This is a genomic window from Pseudomonas sp. FP1742 (assembly GCF_030687145.1).
Lineage (GTDB): Bacteria > Pseudomonadota > Gammaproteobacteria > Pseudomonadales > Pseudomonadaceae > Aquipseudomonas > Aquipseudomonas frederiksbergensis_D.
The window spans coordinates 3,813,023-3,833,843 of record NZ_CP117460.1 but is presented as its reverse complement, the minus strand read 5'-3'; the positions used below and the strand labels follow the sequence as shown (position 1 = coordinate 3,833,843).

Genomic DNA, 20,821 nt, shown 5'->3' with positions numbered 1-20,821 from the left:
CGGCTTACCTCGCGTTGCTGGCGCCAACCGGGGATTCCGGCTGGAGCTTCAGGTAGAAGTAGAACAACACCAGCGTGATCACAATCAGCAAGGCTGCGCCGGCGCTGGCCAGTCCCCAATTAAGGAACGACTGCACCTGCTGGATGATGAATTCGGGCAGCATCATGTTCTGCGCGCCGCCCAGCAGGGCTGGGGTCACGTAGTAACCAAGAGACATCACGAACACCATCAGGCCACCGGAGAACAGCCCCGGCCGGCACAGCGGCAGGAACACCCGGAAGAAGTTGGTCCAGGGGCTGGCACCGCAAATCGAACCGGCTTGCAGAATCATCGGGTCGATGGCCTGCATGGTCGCCTGCAACGGCAGCACGATGAACGGGATCATGATGTAGCTCATGCCGATCACCACGCCGGTCAGGTTGTGCACCATTTCCAGGGGTTGATCGATGATGCCCATCGCCATCAGCGCTTTGTTGATCACCCCGGAGGCCTGCAACAGCACCAGCCAGGAATAGGTCCGCGCCAGCAGACTGGTCCACATCGACAGCAGCACGATGTTGAGCATCCAGCGGCCCCAGCCACGGGGCACCAGCGTGATTGCCCAGGCCAGCGGAAAACCCAGCAGTAAGCTGAACAGCGTTACCAGTCCGGCCACCGAGAAGGTGTTGATCAAGACCCGGGCGTAAGCCGAGTTCGCGAACAGTTGTTCATAGTTGCCCAGGCCCGGTACCGGCTCCAGCACCCCCCGCAGCAGCAGGCCGATCAACGGCGCGAGAAAGAACAGACCGAGGAACAGCAGGGCGGGGATCAGATTGCTCGACCCGCGCCAGCGCTGTGCCAGGGAAGGAGATTGGTTCATCGCAGCCGCCTTGCCGGGAACCGCCCCGGCAGCGCCAGCGGCGCTCCCGGTCGGTGTAGGTTGACGGGACGCTGTTGCCGTCATTTTCATTTGACCAGCCATTCGTTCCACCGTGTCGCGATGGCCGGACCGTTCTTGGCCCAGTACGCGAAATCAAGAGTGATCTGATCCTTGGCGTAGGCCGTCGGCAGGTTAGGGGCCAGCACTGAATCCAGGCGTGCCACGCTGTCGACGTTGACCGGCGCATAGGCGGTCAGGTTGGAGAAGTCAGCTTGTCCTTTGGCGCTGCTGGCATTGGCCAGGAACTTCATGGCCGCGGCCTTGTTTTTCGAGCCTTTTGGAATGACCAGAATGTCGGCCATGACCAGGTTCTGTTTCCAGCTCACACCCACCGGTGCACCATCTTCCTGGAGGGCATGAATCCGGCCGTTCCAGAATTGGCCCATGCTCGCCTCACCCGACGCCAGCAGCTGTTGCGATTGCGCGCCGCCGCCCCACCAGACGATGTCTTTCTTGATGGTGTCGAGCTTCTTGAAGGCCCGATCCAGGTCCAGCGGATAGAGTTTGTCGGCAGCTACACCATCGGCCAGAAGCGCCAATTCGAGCACGCCAGGGCTTGGCCATTTGTAGAGGGCGCGTTTGCCGGGGTAGGTCTTGGTATCGAACAGCGCGGACCAGTCCTGAGGTTTGTTGGCGCCGAGCTTGCCTTCGTTGTAACCGAGCACAAACGAGAAGAAGAACGAACCGACGCCATGATCGGAGACGAAGCGCGGGTCGATTTTGTCGCGCTGGATCACGGAGAAATCGAGGGGTTCGAGCAAACCTTCGGAGGCTGCGCGCAAGGCGAAGTCAGCTTCGACGTCGACCACGTCCCATTGCACGTTACCGCTTTCGACCATGGCTTTGAGTTTGCCATAGTCGGTAGGGCCATCCTGGACCACGGTGATGCCGGTGGCCTTGCTGAACGGATCGGCCCAGGCCTGCTTCTGCGCATCCTGGGTGGTACCGCCCCAGCTGACGAAGTTGACGCTTTCGGCCGCCATTGCCACATGGCTGACCGTAGCCAGTAAGCCCGCGAACAGTATTGCGGTTGCACTTTTCTTCAACACCATTTTCACGCCCTCATTGTTGTGTTTTTAAGCGGGCTTTTGTCGCCCGCCTATCGGGAGCAGTAGGTCCATCTGGCCTTAAAGGCGACCGTGCCAAGAGCTGTTGTTTGTGCTTTTCCCTGCCGGGGCTTTTGGCTGAAGCGTTCGGTCTATGGAATATCATATTATGGTATTCCAAGCTTTGTGCAAGCATTTTGCCTTACCGGTTATCAGCCAAAAGCGGTTTTTTTGCCGTCAGGCCACCCAATAGTGAACTGCGCGGGTAAAGGGGCCAGCCCCGGACTCATTCGGTGAAAGGGATGCTCTCTACCACTTCCAGGTCGTAACCGGTCAAGCCTGCGTATTTCAGTGGTGGGCCGAGATGACGCAACTTGCCCACCCCGAGATCCTGGAGAATCTGCGCTCCGGTCCCTACTTCAGAATAGATGCGCGATTGCGAGCGGCTGAACTGTCGCGGCGGCTGGGTGAGTTGAGGCACGCGTTCCAACAGCGCTTGCGACGACTCATGATTGGCCAGCACGACCACTACGCCGCGACCTTCTTCAGCCACTCGCTGCAGGGCCGCCCATAGTGTCCAGTTGGACGGGCCGTTGTATTCGGCGCCAACCAGATCACGCAGCGGATCAATCACATGCACCCGCACCAGCGTCGGCTCGTCCCGGCGGATGTCGCCCATTACCATCGCCATGTGTACGCCGCCTTCGATGCGGTCTTCGAAGGTGATCAGCCGGAAAGTCCCATGCACCGTCGGCAATTCGCGCTCGCCGATGCGCACCACTGTGTGTTCGGTGCTCAGGCGGTAATGGATCAGGTCGGCGATGGTGCCAATCTTGATCCCGTGTTTGCGGGCGAACACTTCTAGGTCCGGGCGACGGGCCATGGTTCCATCGTCGTTCATCACTTCGACAATCACCGACGCCGGGGTGAAACCGGCCAGGCGGGCGAGGTCACAACCGGCTTCTGTGTGGCCGGCGCGGGTCAGTACGCCACCTTCTTTGGCGCGTAACGGAAAGATATGACCCGGTTGCACAAGGTCGGCGGGCCCGGCATCGGCGGCAACCGCCGCGGCGACGGTACGTGCACGGTCGGCGGCGGAGATGCCAGTGGTCACACCGACGGCGGCTTCAATAGACACGGTGAACGCGGTGCTGAACACGCTGCCATTGCTCGGCACCATCTGCTCCAGCCCCAGGCGCTGACAGTGTTCATCGGTCAAGGTCAGGCAGATCAGGCCCCGTGCTTCGCGGGCCATGAAGCTGATAGCCTCGGCGGTACAGCGATCGGCGGCGAGGAGCAGATCGCCTTCGTTTTCCCGGTCCTCGTCATCGACCAGCAGCACCATCTTGCCTTGCCGGTAGTCTTCGATGATTTCTTCGATGCTGTTGAAGGCCATGCTGGAACTCTCAGTGTTGGGTGGGTATATTTATTGGTATACCATAATACAAAATAAACCAAGAGGTCACTATGAAGGCGTACTGGATTGCTCACGTGGATGTCACCGACCCCGATCAATACAGCCAATACACCCAGCGGGCACCGGCGGCCTTCGCGTTATATGGCGGGCGGATGCTTGCCAGGGGCGGGCGCAGCGAAGCGATGGAAGGTCGCCGCACGCCGCAACGCAGCGTGGTCATCGAATTCGATTCTTACGAGCAGGCGCTCGCCTGTTACCACAGCGAGCAATATCAAGAGGCGAAACGGCACCGCGAGGGCGTGGCTCGGGCCGAAGTGATCATTGTCGAAGGCGTGGCGCCCTAGGGGATATCAGCGGATGAAGTGAATTTTGCCGCTGTCGTCGTTGCCGATGTAGATGCCGTAGACCCCGGCCTGGCGTTCCTCGATATAGCGTTCGAGGATCTGCCGGATCGCCGGATAATAGATGCTGTCCCAGGGAATGTCCTCGGGCGCGAAGAATTTGTAGTCCAGGGTTTCCGGCCCATACTGACCGGTGATCTCCAGCGCGATGGCGCGGAAGATGATGTACACCTCGCTGATCTTCGGCACGCTGAAGATCGAGTAGGGCGAGAGGATTTCCGCGCGCACACCGCTTTCTTCCCAGACTTCACGCAGCGCTGCCTGCTCGGTGGTCTCGCCAGCTTCCATGAAGCCGGCCGGCAGCGTCCAGGTACCAGGGCGCGGCGGGATCGCGCGCTGGCAGAGCAGGTACTTGCCGTCCTGTTCGATGATACAACCGGCGATGATTTTCGGATTGATGTAATGGATGTAGCCGCAACCGCGGCACATCAGGCGCTCGTGCGTATCGCCCGGCGGTAGCTGCTGACCCAGGTCACTGCCGCCACACTTCGGACAAAAGCTCGGGCTGAACATGATTAGCGACCTATGCGCGGTTCTTTAAGGGCGATGGGCAGCGTGATCTCTGGGATCGCGCCGGTTTCTTCCTGTTTGCGTTTCAGGTAATCGAGAGCCACAGCAGCGGCGGCGCGCACGTGGTCGACGCAAGCCTGGTGAGCGGCTAGCGGATCGCCGCTCTTGATCGCCTCGACCATGCGTTCCATTTCCTGGTTGCTGCTGCCGCGACGGTTTTCCTGGGACACCGAGGTCGCCCGCAGGTAGCTGATGCGGGCCTGCAACTGGCGCAGCTGGGTGGCGGCGACATGGTTGCCGGAACCTTCGAGCAGCACGTCGTAGAAACCCTGCACCGAATCGATGACCTGTTGCAGTTCGCCTTCCTTGAGGGCCTTGCGGTTTTCTTCCAGGGCTTTTTCCAGGGCCTTGATGTCCTTGGCTTTGGCGCGCAGGGTGAACAGCTGAACGATCAGGCCTTCGAGCACGCAACGCAGCTCATAGATATCGACGGCATCGGCCAGGGTGATGATCGCGACCCGTGGGCCCTTGGCGTCGGCGAACTCCACCAGGCCTTCGGATTCCAGGTGACGCAAGGCTTCACGTACGGAAGTGCGGCTGACGCCCAGGCGATCGCACAGATCGCGTTCGACCAGACGGTCTCCCGGCAGGAGCTGGAAGTTCATGATGGCGCTTCGCAGTTTATCCAGCACGATTTCGCGCAGGGTAACGGGGTTGCGATTGACCTTGAAGCTGTCGTCGAGTGGCAGGCGTTTCATGGGGTCCGCTCTGAGTGTGGCTGTCCATGCAAAAAGAGCACGTCGATCGAGGATCATCGTGCTCAGGTCATCACAGCAGCCAAGGGTTAACTGGAGGCCTCGGCATCGGCTTCGGCGAAGGCTTCACGGGCGAGCCGGAAACTGTCTACGGCAGCGGGGACACCGCAATAAATACCGACCTGAAGCAGAATTTCGCGTATTTGTTCACGACTCAGCCCGTTACGCAAGGCACCGCGTACATGCAGCTTGAGTTCGTGCGGCCGGTTGAGGGCCGAAATCATCGCCAAGTTTATCATGCTGCGCTCTTTAAGCGACAAACCCTCACGGCCCCAGACGTGGCCCCAGCAATACTCGGTGACCATTTCCTGCAGTGGCCGGGTGAAGTCGTCGGCGTTCTCGATGGAGCGGTTCACGTAGGCTTCGCCCAGCACCTGGGTGCGGATTTTCAGGCCTTTTTCATACTTTTCGTTGCTCATCGTTGTGTGCTCCCAAAGTCGTCGAGCCCGCCCATCAGGGTGTATTTGAGTTCCAGATAATCCTCGATGCCGTACTTGGAACCTTCGCGGCCCAGCCCCGAGGACTTAATGCCACCGAACGGCGCGACTTCGGTGGAAATCAGTCCTTCGTTGATCCCGACCATGCCGTACTCCAGTGCTTCGCTCATGCGCCAGGCGCGACCGAGGTCGCGGGTGTAGCAGTAGGCGGCGAGGCCGAACTCGGTGTCGTTGGCCAGGTGCACGGCCTCGGCTTCGGTGTCGAAGCGGAACACCGCGGCCAGCGGGCCGAAGGTTTCTTCCTGAGCGACTTTCATCTCACCGGTTACGCCGGCCAGCACCGTTGGCTGGAAGAAACCGTGGCCCAGCGCATGGCGGTCGCCACCGCAAAGCAGCTGTGCGCCTTGAGCGAGGGCGTCTTGGACATGGTCTTCGACCTTGGCCACGGCGCGTTCGTTGATCAACGGCCCCTGGTTGATGCCTTCTTCGAAACCGCTGCCCACGTTCAGTTGCGCCACACGTTCGGCCAGTCGCGTGGCAAAAGCATCATGAATGCCGCTCTGCACCAGGAAGCGATTGGCGCAGACGCAGGTCTGCCCGGCATTGCGGAACTTGGCGATCAGCGCGCCTTCCACGGCTCGCTCCAGGTCGGCATCGTCGAACACGATGAAGGGCGCGTTGCCCCCCAGTTCCAGCGAGACTTTCTTCAGCGTCGGCGCGCACTGAGCCATCAGCAGTTTGCCAATCGCAGTGGAGCCGGTGAATGACAGTTTGCGCACCAATGGGCTGGCAGTCAGTTCGCCACCGATGGCCACTGCGTCACCGGTGATCACGTTGAAAATGCCCGCTGGAATCCCGGCCTGTTCCGCCAACGCGGCCATGGCCAGCGCCGAGAAGGGCGTCTCCGGTGCCGGTTTGACGATGCATGGGCAACCGGCTGCCAGCGCCGGGCCGGCCTTGCGGGTGATCATCGCCGCCGGAAAATTCCATGGGGTAATGGCAGCGACGACACCGATCGGTTCCTTGCTGATCACGATGCGCGCATCGGCTTTGTGACTGGGAATGGTGTCGCCGTAGATGCGCTTGGCTTCTTCAGCGAACCACTCGATGAAACTCGCAGCGTAGAGGATTTCATCCTTGGCCTCGGCCAGGGGCTTGCCTTGTTCCAGGGTGAGGATTTCTGCCAGGGCATCGGCGTGCTCGAGCATCAGTGCGTGCCAGCGTTTGAGCGTCTGGCTGCGTTCTTTGGCGGTCAGTGCGCGCCAGGCCGGCCAAGCGTTGTTGGCGGCGTCGATCGCCTGACGAGCTTGGGCGGCACCGAGGTTCGGCACTCGGCCGATCAGCTCGCCGGTGGCCGGGTTGAAAATGTCCTGACAGGCGCCATCGGGCGCATCCAGCCATTGGCCGTCGATGTAGGCCTGCTGGCGGAACAGTTGCAAGGCTGCTGGGCTCATGCCGGCTCCCATAATAGAAGTAAAAAAGGGCTGCACCGGGGGGTGGTTAGACGCAGCCCAAATGTAGACGTCAGGCCAGGGTGGGCAGCGGGCCCAGCTTGCCTTTGTGATAGACCATCGGCGTCACCGGTTGCTCGGGCAGAATCAGGTTCTTCACCGCGCCGACGATGATCGCGTGATCGCCGCCGTCGTATTCACGCCACAGTTCGCACTCGATAATCGCGGTGGCTTTGCCCAGCAGCGGGTTGCCCAGCTCGCTGAGGTGCCAGTCGATGCCTTTGGCCTTGTCCTTGCCTTTACCGGCAAACGCATAGGCTTCGGCAGTCTGGTCGGCCGATAGCAGATGAATCGCGAACTGCTTGCTGTCACGCAGAATCGGGTACGTGTCCGAGGCATAGTTGGGGCAGAACAGCACCAATGCCGGATCAATCGACAGCGCACTGAAAGCGCTGGCGGTGATGCCGACGATGCCACCGTCCGGGTCCAGGGTGGTGACCACCGTGACCCCGGATGGGAACGAGCTCATGACGTCTTTGTAAATGCCGGGTTCGATCATGTCGGCGGTCTCCTAGCGCATCACGAAGGGATCAGGCATTGGCGCCTGAGACAGGTTGATCCACACCGTTTTCAGCTCGGTGTAGGCCAGCACCGAATCGATGCCGCTTTCGCGTCCATAGCCGCTGTTCTTGAAGCCGCCGATTGGCGCCATGGCCGATACCGCACGGTAAGTGTTGACCCAGATGATCCCGGAGCGCACGTCCCGGGCCAGGCGATGGGCGCGGCCCAGGTCGCGGGTCCAGATGCCGGCGGCGAGGCCGAACTGCGAGTCGTTGGCAATCGCCAGCGCTTCGGCTTCGTCCTTGAAGCGGATGACCGAGGCCACCGGGCCGAAGACTTCTTCCTGCATGATCTTCATCGAGTTGCGGTCGCACTCGAACAGGGTCGGCTCATAGAACCAGCCATCGCCCAGATTCTCTGGACGCTTGCCGCCCAGGCGCAGGCGCGCACCTTCGGCGATGGCATCGGCCACCAGGCCTTCGACCACCGCCAATTGCTGCGCGGTGGCCATGGGGCCCATTTCGCTGCTGTCTTCCTGCGGGTTGCCAATGCGGATGCGCTTGGCGCGTTCGACCAGACGCGAGACGAATTCGTCGTAGATTTCGTCCTGCACCAGCAGTCGCGAGCCGGAAACGCAGCTCTGGCCGGACGCCGCATAGATCCCGGCAATCGCACCGTTGATGGCGCTGTCGAGGTCGGCGTCGGCAAAGATGATGTTCGGCGATTTGCCGCCCAGCTCCAGCGACAGCTTGGCGAAGTTCTCCGCGCTGCTGCGCACCACATGCCGTGCGGTCGCGGCGCCACCGGTGAAGGCGATCTTGCGCACCAGCGGATGGCGGGTGAGGGCGGCGCCGGTGCTTGGGCCGTAACCGGTGACGACGTTGACTACCCCCGGCGGAATCCCGGCTTCCAGCGCCAGGCGAGCCAGCTCCAGAATGGTCGCCGAGGCGTGCTCGGACGGTTTGATCACGATGGTGTTGCCTGCCGCAAGAGCTGGCGCCAGTTTGATCGCGGTCAGGTACAGCGGGCTGTTCCAGGGAATGATCGCCGCGACTACGCCCATGGCTTCATGCACGGTATAGGCAAACAGATCGGGCTTATCGAGGGGCAGGGTGCCGCCTTCGAGTTTGTCGGCCAGACCCGCGGTGTAGTGGAAAAACTCCGGCAGGTAGCTGACCTGACCGCGGGTTTCGCGAATCAGCTTGCCATTGTCGCGGCTTTCCAGCTGCGCCAGTTGTTCTTTGTTCTCAGCGATCAGATCACCGAGGCGTCGCAGCAGTTTGCCGCGAGCGGTGGCGGTCAAGCCGCGCCAGGCCGGGCTGTCGAAAGCCGTCTGCGCGGCCTGCACGGCGCGTTCGACATCGGCTTCGTCGGCATCGGGTAATTCAGCCCAGGCTTGCGCCAGGGCAGGGTTCAGGCTTTCAAAAGTCTTGCCGGAGAGGGCATCGACCCATTCACCGCCGATGCACATCTGGAAGCGTGCGAGTGTCATGCAACGATCCCCTTTATTTGGTTTTGTCGGGCGTTTGCCGTGTCGAGAAACTCCAGCAACAGCTGGTTGACCAGGCGCGGCGATTCTACGGGCATCATATGCCGCTGCTCGGCGAGCACGGCAACGGTCGCGCCGGGAATTCGCTCGGCCAGTTGTTTGGCCATTTCCGGTGTCGAGCCGGGATCCAGTTCGCCGGTGGCGACCAGTGTCGGCACCTGAATGCTGCCTAGATCTTCCGCGCGGTACATGTCCTGGGTGGCGAACAACTCATACGTGGTCAGGTAGCCCTGCGGATCGTTGCCCGCCAAGGTCTGGCGCAGCGCGGCAATCTGTGCCGGGTTGGCTGCCTGGTATTCACGGCTGAACCAGCGCGACAACGCGGCTTCGGCGTTGGCGTCCGGGCCATGCTCGGCCGCTTGAGCGGTGCGCGCGATGACGCCGGCACGCTGCTCGGGGCTGCGGTTGAACACGCTATTGAGCACCACCAAACCTTGCAAGCGTTGCGGGTAATGCAAGGCAAACGCCCGTGCCACCAGCCCGCCCATGGAAAAACCGATCACTGTTGCCTGAGGCAATTGCAGATGGTCGAGCAACTCCAGTAACTGGTCGGCATAGCCCAGCAGGGGCGTGCCGATTTCCGGGCGCGGGCTGGCGCCGTGACCCAGCATGTCGTAGGCAATCACACGGTATTTAGTGGACAGGCCAACAACCTGGCCGCCCCACATTTCTTTGTTCAGGCCCACGCCGTGGATCAAAACCACGGGCTGGCCTTGGCCGGTCGCCAGGTAACTGGTGCCAGCCGGGGTGCGTTCAGCGGTGAGCCGAATCATGGAGCGCTCCTGCATGCCTTTTTTGTTGTGGTGACTGATCGGATTACTGGGCGTTCTCGGCCGCCAGTTCTTCCAGGTCGATGTAACGGTTGCCGATGCGTGGGTGCAGGCGGCCGCCATCGGCGCAACCCAGTACCACGACGATTTCATCGGCGCGCGGCGCGTCTTCGATCTGCATTTCCAGGGTGATGTAGTGCGAACGCAGGCCTTCGTCGTCCTTGTGCATCATCGGAATCTGGATCGAAGTGCCCGGGCCGCCGCGCTTGTTGGTGAAGCTCAGGTAGCTCTTGGCCTTGACCGCTTCGCGGTAATGGTTGCCGAAGCGCAGGGTGTGGATCACGGCAGAGGCGTGCTCGATTTCGCCATCGGCGCCGACGACAGCGGCCTTGCCGTAAGCTTCGATCTTCTCGGCGCCGCCGATGATGCCCACCAGGCGTTCAACCATCAGCGCGCCGAGGTCGGAGCAATTGGCACGGATCTCCGGCTTCAGGTCTTCGACGAAGCCGCGACCCAGCCAAGGGTTTTTCATCACCACGGCCAGCCCGACCATGGTCACGGGCTTGTCGGCAGCCTTGCCGCCTTCGATAAAGGTTTCTTCGACATAGCTGACGATCTTGCGAATTTCGAAACTCATGAGCTGCTCCGTTGTAAGGGTAAGAGTGTCTGTGCGTATGATGGTATACCATAATACTGGTTGCGCAAGTCCCCTCTATGGGTTTCTGGTCGGAAGGCGATAAAAGGGAGGGCAGGTATTGCCCGTTGCTCGGAGTACATCGCTGCAGCATGACTGGTGCTATCGATCTTGTAGCGGTCGATGGTCGGTGAGGTGTACGACTACGGGAACTATTGGAGTGAAAACATGGATGTTCATTGCACCGGGATTTGTTGCTGCTTGGAGTCACGTCTTGGAAGGCCGTGATCGCGCTGTCGCTGTTGACCTCTTGATCTGGAAATCGGTCAACCTGCACGTAAGATTCTGGACTGTGAGGACGAGCTGCTATTGAATTCGATGCTCGACGATTTAGGTGACGTTCAAATCCGAAGGCAAGTGCAGTTGTGGCTCAGCTACCGAAGCTTTGTACCGGCGACCGTCGCATCGACGATGCTGGTCAGTAGCGAGAAAGCCCCCCTTGGGCGCAACCGATCGCCTGCCGTACCTGCACCGATACGGACAGAAAAACCTCACAAATCTCACGTGTCTGACATCCAGCGTGAACGAGCTGAAATGTCGGCCACGTTTGAGGTTTCGAGTAACTTGCCGCTGCTGGTTTTCGCCAGGCTGGCAGGTAAATCTCGCGATCAGATCAATCGCGATATCAAGGCTCGACGCTTACTGCTTCTGAGCCAGGGGAATCGCGGTCAGCGCATTCCCTATTGGCAGCTTGATCCATGGCGGCACAAGTTCGATGACACCAAGTTCAAAGCTGGCCTCGTAGCCGCCAAAATCGTCAGTTGGCTATAGGTAGGCTCCAATAGCGTGGCGTGGATTCACTCCTTTTTTGCTCTTGATACACCCTGAAAACAAGTCCAGAATCAAGTCCATTCCTGCAGCAGGAATAAAAGAAAACCCTTAGATTTCAATGGGTCGGACGCTAGATGCGAGTCTCGTTTCCCGCTCCAAGCATTAAAAAATGGATCTCTGAAAAGAGGTCCATTTTTTTCGTCCAAAGAAAAGTTTTTCTTGGACTTTTACCGCGTCCCCCCTGAAAACTCTCAGATCAAGCCCCAATGGGCACATTTTCCAGTACATCAATCCGGTGCTCGGCAGATCGGTTTTCTCGTGACGTATGTGATGGCTCTCACCAATAACGCGGTCCGACACGCCAAACCCGGAGCCAAGGACTACACCCTCCCTGACTACAATCGCTGTTCATGGCCAGTTAAGCCGTTGGGCCAGGTCGGTGATCAATCATTAGGCAAGGCAATTGCACTTCCGTGGCGTCATGAAGGAGTCGGACGACCTCGATCACCTCGTCGTTTGCCACACGATAGAACACGATATGGCGTAGGCTTTTGATCGTCCCATGGGGTGGCCTGCTGGCGTGAATAGATGAGGTGATAGCTGCGAAGGCTCGGCTTCCTCATTGCTGCCCCTCAATCAGGATCCTTACCCGCTGTAGCGCCCAAATTGGAAGCTCCCAAGAAGTAAAACAATCCACCCACAACGATGAAGAGCGCGAGCATGTAGAAGATGTAGTGGGGAGGTTGGGTCGCCAATACGACTCCGCAAAGCACCGGTCCCAGTGCCGCCCCGAGGCTGGACAGGTTTTGCACTCCGTAATACATACCGCGCAGGTTGTCCGGAGCGATTTTGTCGATGAACATGTACTCGGCTGGGAATACGATGATCTCGCCGACCGTGAAAATGGCCATGGAAATGACCCAGAGTAGGATAGAGGTCGACAGGGCAAAACCCGCCAACCCCATCATGAACATACTCAGTCCGGCGGCCAGCCACAGACTCAGATGCCTGTGAGAGATCTTCCTCCCTATGGAGTATTGCAAGCTGATCACCATCAGCGCATTGGTCGCCACAATGGTACTGATGATCTGGTAGGTAGATTCTGGCGTAGTCGTGACCACCAGATACTGCGAGAGATAAGCGGTGAATTGGCCAAAGACCACAGCGCTGAGCAGCCCGCCAAGGGTGAAACACACCAACCGGTAATCCTGGAGCAGCAGTTTTCCCACGGCCAGAAAGGGTACAGGTTTTCGCGCGTCATCGATGGCGTTCAGGTCTCTATCGCCCCAAACGAAATAGATGAAGAAGAATCCTGCCCCAAGCCCGGCAGACAGCAGGAATGGCAGGCTGATATCCAGCTTGGCCATGCCAGCGCCAAGAAACGGGCCGACGGCATACCCGATATTGGTCAGCGTGTATTTGATCGAGAAAACTTCGCTGCGATCAGTGACGGGAAGCAGGCTGCCAAATCCTGATTTGACCGCGATATCAATGACCGCATAAGCCAGGTTGATCAATACCAGGCAGCTGTAGAACAGCCAAAGATCGCGAGCCAGAAACGTCCCGAGAAACCCCAGCGTGAACACACCACTGAAGCCCAGGATCAGCCGGTAACTGGACATCTTGTCGACAAGAAAGCCACCGTAAAGACTCAATAACGACCCGATGATCAGTGTGCTGCCAATGACCAGGCCGATATCGGCGACGCTCAAGCTGAACCTGCCGGATAGGTAAATAACCAGATAAGGCAAGGTGATGGCTCGCGCCAGGGTCAATATCAGGGAAGCCGAAAGCAGCAAATTTACTGTCGTTGGATAGTTTTTTAGCGTGGTCAGCATCCTTGCCTCATCGTTCAGCCGGTAATTTTTATGGATTCGCTAGTCGCATAGTGTTGATTGGTGCGTTCGAATCAAGCTTACTGGAGAAAATTATTCTGATCTTTGATGGTTTTTATTGAATTGGCGGAACTGAATTCATGAATACGGAACGTCTATGTTTTCCTCCGAACGATTAAAGGGCATTGATGTATTTGTCAGCGTTGCGGACTGCGGCAGTTTCAAAGCCGCCGCCGAGCGGATGAGTCTGACAGCTTCTGCAATTAGCAAAGGTATTGCTCGATTGGAGAGCAGGCTGGGGACTCGGTTGTTCCACCGAACCACTCGAAGTTTGTCACTGACGGATGCGGGGATTGCGTTCTATCGCACGTGCACAGGCGTGCTGGCGGACCTCGAAGAGGCTGAGCTGTCTCTACATGCCGAAAACACCGAACCTTGTGGCAGGGTTCACATTGGCCTTCCGGGTGCCTTCGGCCGTTTGCAGGCACTTCCAGTCATTCTGCGGTTTGCCCAGGAGCACGCTCTGCTATTACCGCACATTTCGTTTTCCGACCGTTTCATCGACCCTATCGAAGATGGTGTCGATATCGTCGTACGTATCGGTGGCTCGGACGTTTGGCCCGACACACTGGGGCATCGTTACGTGGGCCGTGAGTGGCATATCTTCTGTGCGTCGCCCGCGTATTTGAGCAAGCATGGCACGCCTGTGACCGTTCACGATCTGGAGCATCATCAGTGCATCGCTTACGGCTGGGCGGATGGAGCGATTAGCCCTTGGAGTTTTGCAGGAACCCAGGCCGGCGAAATTGAACGCAGGGCGATAGCCGCAAGGTTCGTCGTGGGAGATGGCGAAGGTCTGGTGATTACGGTATCAGCGGGATGCGGGATCGCGCAGTTGCCTTCGTGGTTGATCAAACGCCAGCTTGAAGAGGGTACATTGGTTGAGGTACTTCCCCACTTGGCAACCGATGGTCTGGCGATCAATCTGGTTTGGGCCAAAAGTCGGCAAGCGCTTCCCAAGGTCAGTGCGTTGCTGGAGGCACTTGCCGCCGGTTTGGTGCCGTCTGGTGGCAAAATCGAATGACCACTTTTGGCGATAGCGGTCTGTCAGGAAGTGCCGCTTCCACCCAAAGCCCGCTGAGCATTGGCTACCTAACCCTTGAGGATTGATAATTCGCTGCAATTTCGCCTAGCGTACTTCTACTGATTAGAAGTCCATCTTTCGAGAGCTTTCGCATCTAAGCTGTACGCCGGCATGGACGTTGTCCATGCCGGCGGTTGGTTAATAGCGAATCATCACAGATTTGAGTTCAGTGTAATCGTCGATAAACGCGGATCCGAACTCACGACCGATTCCCGATGATTTGACGCCACCAAAGGGTACTGCTGGGTCGAGCATCGTGTGCATGTTCACCCACACTGTGCCGGCGTTGATGGCGGGCACCATGCGCAAAGCCTTGCTCAGATCGTTGGTCCACAGGCTGGCGCTCAGGCCATAGGGGGTGTTGTTCATCAGTTCCAGCAGTTCTTCTTCGGTGTCATAGGGGAAGAACGTTGCGATAGGGCCAAAGGTTTCTTCGTTGAGCAAAGTGTCGTTCACCGTGTTGGCGAGGATTACCGTCGGTTCGACATAACAGCCGGGACGGTCGAGCAGGTTGCCACCGTGAATGATCGTGTTGTTTTCGACGCGGGCCTTGTCGAAAAACTCACCAAGCTTGAGTTGGTGTTGGCGGTTGGTGACCGGGCCGAATTCGGTGCGCTCATCCAGTGGCGAACCGATGTTCAGCTGGCTCAAACGTTGAGCCAGCTTTTCCATGATCGGCTCGATTTGCGAGCGATGGGCGAAGAACCGTTCGGCCGCGGCGCAGATTTGTCCTGAATGCAGGAAGCCGGCCTCAATGATGCCATTGACCGCTTTGTCCAGATCGATATCGCGCAGGAACCCCGCCGAGTTTTTACCGCCCAGTTCCAGGGTTGCGCGGGTCAACCCGGTGCCCATGGCGCTACGGCCGACAGCGATGCCGGTGGGCACTGATCCGGTGAACGAAACCTTGTCGGTGTCGGGGTGCTCGATCAGCCCTTTGCCCACCAGACCGCCACCGGTCAATACGTTCAGTGCGCCCGCAGGGAGGCCGGCTTCAATGGCCAGTTCGGCGATCCGCAGGATGGTCAGCGGGGTGAATTCGCTGGGTTTGATGATGATGCTGCACCCGGTTACCAGCGCCGAGGCGAGTTTCCAGATGGCGATCATGGTCGAAAAATTCCACGGCACAATGCCCACCACCACGCCGACCGGTTCGCGCAGGGTGAAAGCGGTATAGCGTTCGCCGGCGAAGGAGGGCAGTGACGGGGTGATGGTCTGGCCGCTGATCTTGGTTGCCCAGCCGGCGTAATAACGCAGGAAGTGAGCGGCCTGGTCGACTTCGAAGGCCCGGGAAATCTGGATGATCTTGCCCGACTGGCAGGTTTCGATTTGCGCCAGTTCTTCGCGGTTTTGCTCCAGCAGGTCGGCCAGTTTCAGTAGCACGTTGCCCCGCGTCGCCGGTGCGACCTGGGACCAATGCTTGAAGCAGCGATTGGCCGACTCCACCGCCGCATCGATATCGACAGGATCAGCATCGGCGACGTGGGCGATGACCTGGCCGGTGGCGGGATTGATCACCTCCAGCGTCTGATTGGAATGGCTCTGAACGTAGCCACCGTCAATAAACAGCGCATGGCTTCGACGGAGGAAGGCTTCAACTTGAGGCAGCAGTGGAATATCGCTCATGGGGGTTTTCCTAGTCGCGAACAAGAGAAAAGCCCGAGGTTAATCCGTGGGGCCAGGCGTGGCTTGACTGTGCCTGCCGGGCCTCATGTCTGTGGCTGCCAGAGCAGCTGGAGGCCTGAGCACTAGACACGGTCATTGCCTTTGAAAAGTACAATATTGGCTCTGGAAGGTGCATTTTTTACCTTGATGGCTCGTTCCATAATGGCCCTGTATCCGGCGCCGCTCCTTCGATTTGGAGGGGGGGGCCGGGCATCCAATAATAAGCAGGGCCGTCCATGAAAAAGCCAAACCCGCTCCTCGAAGACCTCAAGTCCATTCTGCCGACCATCGCTGCCAATGCCTTTCAGGCCGAGCAGGATCGCAAGGTTCCCGACGAGAACATTGCGCTGCTCAAAGGCATCGGCATGCATAGAGCCTTTCAGCCGAAGAAGTTCGGCGGCATGGAAATATCGCTGCCTCAATTTGCCGACTGTATTGCCTTGCTCGCTGGCTCTTGTGCCAGCACGGCATGGGCGATGAGCTTGCTCTGCACTCATAGCCATCAACTTGCGATGTTCTCGGCCAAATTGCAGCAGGAAGTCTGGGGTACTGATTCGGACGCCACTGCCAGCAGCAGCATCGCGCCGTTCGGCCGCACCGAAGAGACCGAAGGTGGCGTGCTGTTCAGCGGTGAAATGGGCTGGAGCAGCGGCTGCGATCACGCCGAGTGGGCGATTGTCGGTTTCCGCCGCAAGAATGCTGAGGGCACCCAGGACTACTGTTTTGCGGTACTGCCTCGCAGCGACTACCAGATCCGTGACGACTGGTTCGCCGCCGGCATGAAAGGCAGCGGCACCAAGACCTTGATCATCGATAACGTGCTGGTGCCGGAACACCGGATTCAGAAAGCCAAAGACATGATGGAAGGCAAGTCCGCAGGCTTCGGTCTGTACCCGGACAGCAAGATCTTTTACTCGCCGTATCGTCCTTACTTCGCCAGCGGTTTTTCTACCGTGAGCCTAGGGGTTGCCGAGCGGATGCTGGAGGTATTCCGCGAAAAAACCAAAACCCGCGTGCGAGCCTATACCGGTGCAGCGGTCGGTGCCGCGACCCCGGCCTTGATGCGCCTGGCCGAGTCGACTCATCAGGTGGCTGCAGCCCGAGCCTTTCTCGAGAAAACCTGGGAGGAACATGCCGAACACAGTGAACAGCAGCGTTACCCAAGCCGCGAAACCCTGGCGTTCTGGCGCACCAATCAAGCCTACGCCACCAAGATGTGCATCCAGGCGGTGGACCGTCTGTTCGAGGCTGCTGGTGGCAACGCCTGGTTCGAGCACAACGAGATGCAGCGCCTGTTCCGCGACTCGCACATGACCGGGGCCCATGCCTACACCGACTACGACGTCTGCGCTCAGATCCTTGGCCGCGAACTGATGGGCCTGGAACCCGATCCGAGCATGATCTGAGCCGGACCGTCCATAACAACAATCAGGACTGCTCCTGAAAGCAGTCCGGGAGTCTTGCATGTCTGATAACAGCGTTTGTGCAGCCACTGAAACGACCTTCGACCCACGTGCCTTCCGCCGGGCACTGGGCAATTTCGCTACCGGGGTGACCGTGGTGACAGCCGCCACCGCATCCGGGCGCAAAGTCGGAGTGACCGCCAATAGCTTCAACTCGGTATCCCTCGATCCGCCTTTGGTGCTGTGGAGCATCGACAAGCGTTCCAACAGCCACGAGGTGTTCGAAGAGGCCAGCCATTTTGCGGTTAACGTGTTGGCGGCTGACCAGATTGACCTCTCCAATAATTTCGCCCGGCCCAAGGAAGATCGCTTCGCCGAGATCGAGTTCGAACCGGGCGAGGGCGGGGCACCGGTGTTCGCCAATTGCTCGGCGCGTTTTCACTGCGAGAAGTACCAGCAGGTGGATGGCGGCGATCACTGGATTATGATCGGTAAGGTGGTAGCGTTCGATGATTTCGGCCGCTCGCCATTGCTCTATCACCAGGGCGCCTACTCCATGGTCTTGCCCCATACCCGCATGACTAAACGCGATGAAAGCCAGCCGCCGAGCAGCCATTTTCAGGGGCGCCTCAGCCACAATCTGTATTACCTGATGACCCAGGCGGTGCGGGCCTACCAGTCCAGCTACCAGCCACGGCAACTGTCCACCGGCCTGCGCACCAGCGAGGCGCGCATGCTGATGGTGCTGGAAAGTGACGCAAGGCTGAGCCCCAACGAACTGTTGCGTGAGGTGGCGATGCCTGTTCGGGAAATCGATGAGGCCGTCGCCAACCTCAAACGCAAGGGGTTGGTGAACGACGATGACAACGGTGTACGTCTGACGGCTGCCGGTATCGAGCAGACCGAAGACCTTTGGGCGATCGCTCAGGCGCAACAAGAGAAAGTCTTTGCCGAATTCAGCGAGACGCAGATAGAAACGTTCAAAACCGTGTTGAAACGACTGATCAGCAACTGCTGACCGTTTGATCTTGGGGTAAAAAAATCCGATGCCGGTAATGGCATCGGATTTTTTTGCGTCACGCTCGGGCCGTTGAACTGCGCTGCAACATTGTCAGCGCCAAGGCTCAGCGTGCTACGGCCAACTCATCGATCCAGTGCCGTTGAAATGCCGCAAACGCTTCCTTCGGTTGCTGCAGCTGCACAAACTCCAACATAGGGTCGGTGACTTCAGTCCTGATGCCAGCCAATTCCTCAATGGTCGCTAACCCGCAAAACGGCACATACGCTTCGGAGTACCCGCCTTCATGCACCAGAACGAGACGGCCTTGACACAAACGTTCGGCGGCTTCGCGCACGCAGCGAGTCATCTGCCGGTACGAGTCGCTGTGTAACAGCATCCGGGCGAGGGGATCGACGGCGTTGGCGTCGTAACCGCAGGCAACGATGATCAACTCGGGCTCGAAGCGCTCCAGCGCCGGAATCACGATACGCTCCATCGCATAGAGATAAGCCTCATGACCGCAGCCAGGGGGCAACGGAATATTGATATTCGCCCCCAATCCCGCGCCGCGGCCGCGATCGGCTTCACCGCTGTAACCGGCGGGGAAACAGCTGTCTTGATGCAGCGAAATGGTCAGCACATCACCGCGTTCCTCAAAGATTGATTGCGTACCGTTGCCGTGGTGCACATCCCAGTCGATCACCGCGACTTTGCCCAGGCCACGGTGTGCTTTTGCGGCTTCAATGGCGATGGCGATATTGGCCAGGAAGCAGAAACCCATGGCGCTGTCGGCCAGGCAGTGGTGGCCCGGTGGGCGTGACAGAGAGTAGGCATTGTCGACCTCGCCGGACAGTACGGCATCGACCGCTGCCATGGCCAGTCCGGCGGACAGCCTGGCTATTTCATAACTGCCGGGCCCAATGGGAGCGTTCGGCCCCAATTCGCCGCCGCCGGCATCACTCATGGCCTTGAAGCGTTGCAGGTAGTCAGGCGTATGAACCCGTAGCAGATCCTCGTCCGCTGCCGCATTGGCGCTTCGTACCTGTAAGTGTCGGGTCAGGCCGGAAACGTCCAGCAGGCTCTTCAGACGGCGCTTGGTTTCCGGCGATTCGGCGTGGCCGGCAGCGGCAGGCGGTTGCACCCAACCTCCCACCGGCAAGGTCAAGGCGTGCAGTCCGGCGCTGTGCCAGAGGCTGAGTTCGTCGAAGAAAAACGCACTTTTTCGGCTCATCGTTCTTTCCATTTTCTTTAGGGTAAAAGGACCACTCACGCGCTAGGGCGGCAGCTCAGAATCAACACCAGGGACAGCAAAGTGATGCAGGCCCCTCCGATAAGTAGCGATTGGAAACCGCCGCTGGCTTCGATCAGCCGGCCAGCCACTGTCGGGCCGATGGCGAGGCCACCACCGATCACAAGGTTGGAGGCATTCATCAGTTTTCCAGAACGGTCGAGGTCGGCCAGGCAGGCCAGAATCAACGGCAGAATGAAGGTCCAGGTGAACTTGAAAAGCAGCGCAGCCAAAGCAAAGCGCAGCATTTCAGGTTGGCCCAGCAACAGCAGCACCGAGCCTGCCATCAGCCCGTAACCCAGTAGCAACAACAGCAGGCGTGGCAGACGATTGCCGATCAGCGAGGCACAACCCGCACCGACAATGCCTGTCACCGTAGCGACGGCAAGAATCTCGCCGCTGGACTCGGCAGAGAGGCCGGCTTGGGTGCTGATGGAACCGATAAAGGTCCAGACGCCGCTCAGGCTGATGTAAAAACTCAGGATGGCAAGAATGCCCAGTGCCGCCTTCCACTTCGAGGCGAGGGCTACTCGCTCGGCGGTTTTCTCGGTCGGCGGGCTGCCTTGGGGAAAGTAACGGGCCAGTGGCAAAAAGACCGTCATCAGCCCTGCAAGGATCAAGTAGCAGGCTGACAGCCCGTAGTGTTCGAACAGGCGTGGCAGGATGCTCAAGCCAATCGCCCCGACCACCAGTTGCCCCATCACCCATAAGCCATAGACGCGACCGGGGTTGGACGTCGAGGCGGCACTGGACAGACAGATGATCATCAGTGAACCGCCGGCCAGGGCGCTGCAAAAGCGCAATGCCAGGAGTAGCGAATAATCGTGGGCAAGTATCGAGAGCAGGTTGGCTGCAATGAACAGTATCCCGGCCAGCAATGCGGCGCGGCGCCAGTCGATACGTTTGAGCCACCAGAGAGCGGGCAGGGTGGCCAGGCTCATGGCACCGAGTTCGGTGGAGAACAGATCGCCTATCTGTGACGGGCTCAGTTGCCATTGAGTTGCCAGTTGCGCCGCCACTGCCGGTGCGGTCATGAGGATGGTCGGGGTGATGGCGGCGAACAGCACAATGGCTGCCAGCAATGCCAGTTGGGATGATGCGAGCGAGCGGTGATTGGTCAGCGGTTTGGTCTGGGTGTTCATGTT

General features: G+C 59.1%; 20 protein-coding genes and 1 pseudogene. 5 read left to right on the top strand and 16 right to left on the bottom strand.

Translation table 11 applies throughout. The features are described from left to right. Nucleotides 1-4: 4 nt before the first annotated feature. The 3 genes from PSH64_RS16945 to ribBA form a co-directional block, all read right to left on the bottom strand. Complete coding sequence (locus PSH64_RS16945) at nucleotides 5-949, bottom strand: ABC transporter permease (protein ID WP_032833935.1); 945 nt, start codon at nucleotides 947-949, stop codon at nucleotides 5-7. After that, a complete protein-coding gene (locus PSH64_RS16940; protein ID WP_018927709.1) occupies nucleotides 946-1,971 on the bottom strand; it encodes an ABC transporter substrate-binding protein in 1,026 nt (341 codons plus the stop codon). The genes PSH64_RS16945 and PSH64_RS16940 overlap by 4 nt, the downstream gene beginning before the upstream one ends. Nucleotides 1,972-2,251: 280 nt before the next feature. Next, a complete protein-coding gene (gene ribBA, locus PSH64_RS16935) occupies nucleotides 2,252-3,361 on the bottom strand; it encodes a bifunctional 3,4-dihydroxy-2-butanone-4-phosphate synthase/GTP cyclohydrolase II (protein ID WP_018927710.1) in 1,110 nt (369 codons plus the stop codon). A 71-nt stretch (nucleotides 3,362-3,432) separates the two neighbouring features. Here ribBA and PSH64_RS16930 point away from each other — a divergent pair, with 71 nt between their 5' ends. After that, nucleotides 3,433-3,726, top strand: a complete 294-nt coding sequence (locus tag PSH64_RS16930) for a DUF1330 domain-containing protein (RefSeq protein ID WP_018927711.1) — start codon at nucleotides 3,433-3,435, stop codon at nucleotides 3,724-3,726. 6 nt (nucleotides 3,727-3,732) lie between these two features. Here the strand turns inward: PSH64_RS16930 and PSH64_RS16925 are convergent, their stop codons facing one another. The 8 genes from PSH64_RS16925 to PSH64_RS16890 form a co-directional block, all read right to left on the bottom strand. Next, a complete protein-coding gene (locus tag PSH64_RS16925; RefSeq protein ID WP_018927712.1) occupies nucleotides 3,733-4,296 on the bottom strand; it encodes an NUDIX hydrolase in 564 nt (187 codons plus the stop codon). 2 nt (nucleotides 4,297-4,298) lie between these two features. Next, nucleotides 4,299-5,051: a GntR family transcriptional regulator gene (locus PSH64_RS16920; RefSeq protein ID WP_018927713.1), complete on the bottom strand. Its 753-nt coding sequence runs from the start codon at nucleotides 5,049-5,051 to the stop codon at nucleotides 4,299-4,301. Between the two features lie 86 nt (nucleotides 5,052-5,137). Beyond that, the gene (locus tag PSH64_RS16915) at nucleotides 5,138-5,527 is read right to left on the bottom strand and encodes a carboxymuconolactone decarboxylase family protein (protein WP_008059553.1); all 390 of its coding nucleotides are present in this window, start codon (nucleotides 5,525-5,527) and stop codon (nucleotides 5,138-5,140) included. Beyond that, on the bottom strand, nucleotides 5,524-6,999 hold the full coding sequence (locus tag PSH64_RS16910; protein ID WP_305477894.1) for an NAD-dependent succinate-semialdehyde dehydrogenase: 1,476 nt from the start codon (nucleotides 6,997-6,999) through the stop codon (nucleotides 5,524-5,526). The genes PSH64_RS16915 and PSH64_RS16910 overlap by 4 nt, the downstream gene beginning before the upstream one ends. Nucleotides 7,000-7,069: 70 nt before the next feature. Continuing rightward, nucleotides 7,070-7,555: a flavin reductase family protein gene (locus PSH64_RS16905; protein WP_018927715.1), complete on the bottom strand. Its 486-nt coding sequence runs from the start codon at nucleotides 7,553-7,555 to the stop codon at nucleotides 7,070-7,072. Nucleotides 7,556-7,567: 12 nt separating this feature from the next. Continuing rightward, nucleotides 7,568-9,049, bottom strand: coding sequence for an aldehyde dehydrogenase (locus PSH64_RS16900; RefSeq protein WP_192351099.1), 1,482 nt, complete (start codon nucleotides 9,047-9,049; stop codon nucleotides 7,568-7,570). Further along, nucleotides 9,046-9,879, bottom strand: coding sequence for an alpha/beta fold hydrolase (locus PSH64_RS16895; RefSeq protein WP_305477893.1), 834 nt, complete (start codon nucleotides 9,877-9,879; stop codon nucleotides 9,046-9,048). Before PSH64_RS16895 ends, PSH64_RS16900 begins: the two co-directional genes overlap by 4 nt. A 43-nt stretch (nucleotides 9,880-9,922) precedes the next feature. Further along, complete coding sequence (locus PSH64_RS16890; RefSeq protein WP_018927718.1) at nucleotides 9,923-10,513, bottom strand: amino acid synthesis family protein; 591 nt, start codon at nucleotides 10,511-10,513, stop codon at nucleotides 9,923-9,925. A 366-nt stretch (nucleotides 10,514-10,879) separates the two neighbouring features. On the opposite strand from PSH64_RS16890, the gene PSH64_RS30480 reads away from it, so the two are divergent. After that, nucleotides 10,880-11,341, top strand: a complete 462-nt coding sequence (locus PSH64_RS30480; protein WP_370694448.1) for a hypothetical protein — start codon at nucleotides 10,880-10,882, stop codon at nucleotides 11,339-11,341. A 443-nt stretch (nucleotides 11,342-11,784) separates the two neighbouring features. On the opposite strand, the pseudogene PSH64_RS30475 reads toward PSH64_RS30480, so the two are convergent. After that, nucleotides 11,785-11,955: pseudogene (locus PSH64_RS30475) on the bottom strand (type II toxin-antitoxin system RelE/ParE family toxin); the annotation flags it as partial. 18 nt (nucleotides 11,956-11,973) lie between these two features. After that, nucleotides 11,974-13,179, bottom strand: coding sequence for an MFS transporter (locus PSH64_RS16880; protein ID WP_105341106.1), 1,206 nt, complete (start codon nucleotides 13,177-13,179; stop codon nucleotides 11,974-11,976). A 154-nt stretch (nucleotides 13,180-13,333) separates the two neighbouring features. On the opposite strand from PSH64_RS16880, the gene PSH64_RS16875 reads away from it, so the two are divergent. Continuing rightward, complete coding sequence (locus PSH64_RS16875) at nucleotides 13,334-14,260, top strand: LysR family transcriptional regulator (protein ID WP_105341104.1); 927 nt, start codon at nucleotides 13,334-13,336, stop codon at nucleotides 14,258-14,260. Between the two features lie 198 nt (nucleotides 14,261-14,458). Here the strand turns inward: PSH64_RS16875 and PSH64_RS16870 are convergent, their stop codons facing one another. Beyond that, on the bottom strand, nucleotides 14,459-15,946 hold the full coding sequence (locus PSH64_RS16870) for an aldehyde dehydrogenase family protein (protein WP_305477892.1): 1,488 nt from the start codon (nucleotides 15,944-15,946) through the stop codon (nucleotides 14,459-14,461). A gap of 275 nt (nucleotides 15,947-16,221) precedes the next feature. On the opposite strand from PSH64_RS16870, the gene PSH64_RS16865 reads away from it, so the two are divergent. Together PSH64_RS16865 and PSH64_RS16860 are read left to right on the top strand one after the other, a co-directional pair. Next, nucleotides 16,222-17,391, top strand: coding sequence for a p-hydroxyphenylacetate 3-hydroxylase oxygenase component (locus tag PSH64_RS16865; protein WP_105341101.1), 1,170 nt, complete (start codon nucleotides 16,222-16,224; stop codon nucleotides 17,389-17,391). A gap of 58 nt (nucleotides 17,392-17,449) precedes the next feature. After that, nucleotides 17,450-18,406, top strand: coding sequence for a p-hydroxyphenylacetate 3-hydroxylase reductase component (locus PSH64_RS16860; protein WP_305477891.1), 957 nt, complete (start codon nucleotides 17,450-17,452; stop codon nucleotides 18,404-18,406). 106 nt (nucleotides 18,407-18,512) lie between these two features. Here the strand turns inward: PSH64_RS16860 and PSH64_RS16855 are convergent, their stop codons facing one another. Both PSH64_RS16855 and PSH64_RS16850 read right to left on the bottom strand, forming a co-directional pair. Further along, the gene (locus PSH64_RS16855) at nucleotides 18,513-19,619 is read right to left on the bottom strand and encodes a class II histone deacetylase (protein WP_145314534.1); all 1,107 of its coding nucleotides are present in this window, start codon (nucleotides 19,617-19,619) and stop codon (nucleotides 18,513-18,515) included. Between the two features lie 35 nt (nucleotides 19,620-19,654). Then, nucleotides 19,655-20,818: an MFS transporter gene (locus PSH64_RS16850; protein WP_305477890.1), complete on the bottom strand. Its 1,164-nt coding sequence runs from the start codon at nucleotides 20,816-20,818 to the stop codon at nucleotides 19,655-19,657. Between the last annotated feature and the right edge of the window lie 3 nt (nucleotides 20,819-20,821).

Excerpts from the sequence above, each read along its gene's own strand:
- PSH64_RS16870 (WP_305477892.1), bottom strand. The coding sequence starts at position 15,946 with ATGAGCGATATTCCACTGCTGCCTCAAGTTGAAGCCTTCCTCCGTCGA.
- PSH64_RS16860 (WP_305477891.1), top strand. The coding sequence starts at position 17,450 with ATGTCTGATAACAGCGTTTGTGCAGCCACTGAAACGACCTTCGACCCA.
- PSH64_RS16930 (WP_018927711.1), top strand. The coding sequence starts at position 3,433 with ATGAAGGCGTACTGGATTGCTCACGTGGATGTCACCGACCCCGATCAA.
- PSH64_RS16925 (WP_018927712.1), bottom strand. The coding sequence starts at position 4,296 with ATGTTCAGCCCGAGCTTTTGTCCGAAGTGTGGCGGCAGTGACCTGGGT.
- PSH64_RS16920 (WP_018927713.1), bottom strand. The coding sequence starts at position 5,051 with ATGAAACGCCTGCCACTCGACGACAGCTTCAAGGTCAATCGCAACCCC.
- PSH64_RS16880 (WP_105341106.1), bottom strand. The coding sequence starts at position 13,179 with ATGCTGACCACGCTAAAAAACTATCCAACGACAGTAAATTTGCTGCTT.
- PSH64_RS16940 (WP_018927709.1), bottom strand. The coding sequence starts at position 1,971 with ATGGTGTTGAAGAAAAGTGCAACCGCAATACTGTTCGCGGGCTTACTG.
- PSH64_RS16945 (WP_032833935.1), bottom strand. The coding sequence starts at position 949 with ATGAAAATGACGGCAACAGCGTCCCGTCAACCTACACCGACCGGGAGC.
- PSH64_RS16905 (WP_018927715.1), bottom strand. The coding sequence starts at position 7,555 with ATGATCGAACCCGGCATTTACAAAGACGTCATGAGCTCGTTCCCATCC.
- PSH64_RS16865 (WP_105341101.1), top strand. The coding sequence starts at position 16,222 with ATGAAAAAGCCAAACCCGCTCCTCGAAGACCTCAAGTCCATTCTGCCG.
- PSH64_RS16895 (WP_305477893.1), bottom strand. The coding sequence starts at position 9,879 with ATGATTCGGCTCACCGCTGAACGCACCCCGGCTGGCACCAGTTACCTG.
- PSH64_RS16900 (WP_192351099.1), bottom strand. The coding sequence starts at position 9,049 with ATGACACTCGCACGCTTCCAGATGTGCATCGGCGGTGAATGGGTCGAT.
- ribBA (WP_018927710.1), bottom strand. The coding sequence starts at position 3,361 with ATGGCCTTCAACAGCATCGAAGAAATCATCGAAGACTACCGGCAAGGC.
- PSH64_RS16850 (WP_305477890.1), bottom strand. The coding sequence starts at position 20,818 with ATGAACACCCAGACCAAACCGCTGACCAATCACCGCTCGCTCGCATCA.
- PSH64_RS16890 (WP_018927718.1), bottom strand. The coding sequence starts at position 10,513 with ATGAGTTTCGAAATTCGCAAGATCGTCAGCTATGTCGAAGAAACCTTT.
- PSH64_RS16915 (WP_008059553.1), bottom strand. The coding sequence starts at position 5,527 with ATGAGCAACGAAAAGTATGAAAAAGGCCTGAAAATCCGCACCCAGGTG.
- PSH64_RS16875 (WP_105341104.1), top strand. The coding sequence starts at position 13,334 with ATGTTTTCCTCCGAACGATTAAAGGGCATTGATGTATTTGTCAGCGTT.
- PSH64_RS16855 (WP_145314534.1), bottom strand. The coding sequence starts at position 19,619 with ATGAGCCGAAAAAGTGCGTTTTTCTTCGACGAACTCAGCCTCTGGCAC.
- PSH64_RS16910 (WP_305477894.1), bottom strand. The coding sequence starts at position 6,999 with ATGAGCCCAGCAGCCTTGCAACTGTTCCGCCAGCAGGCCTACATCGAC.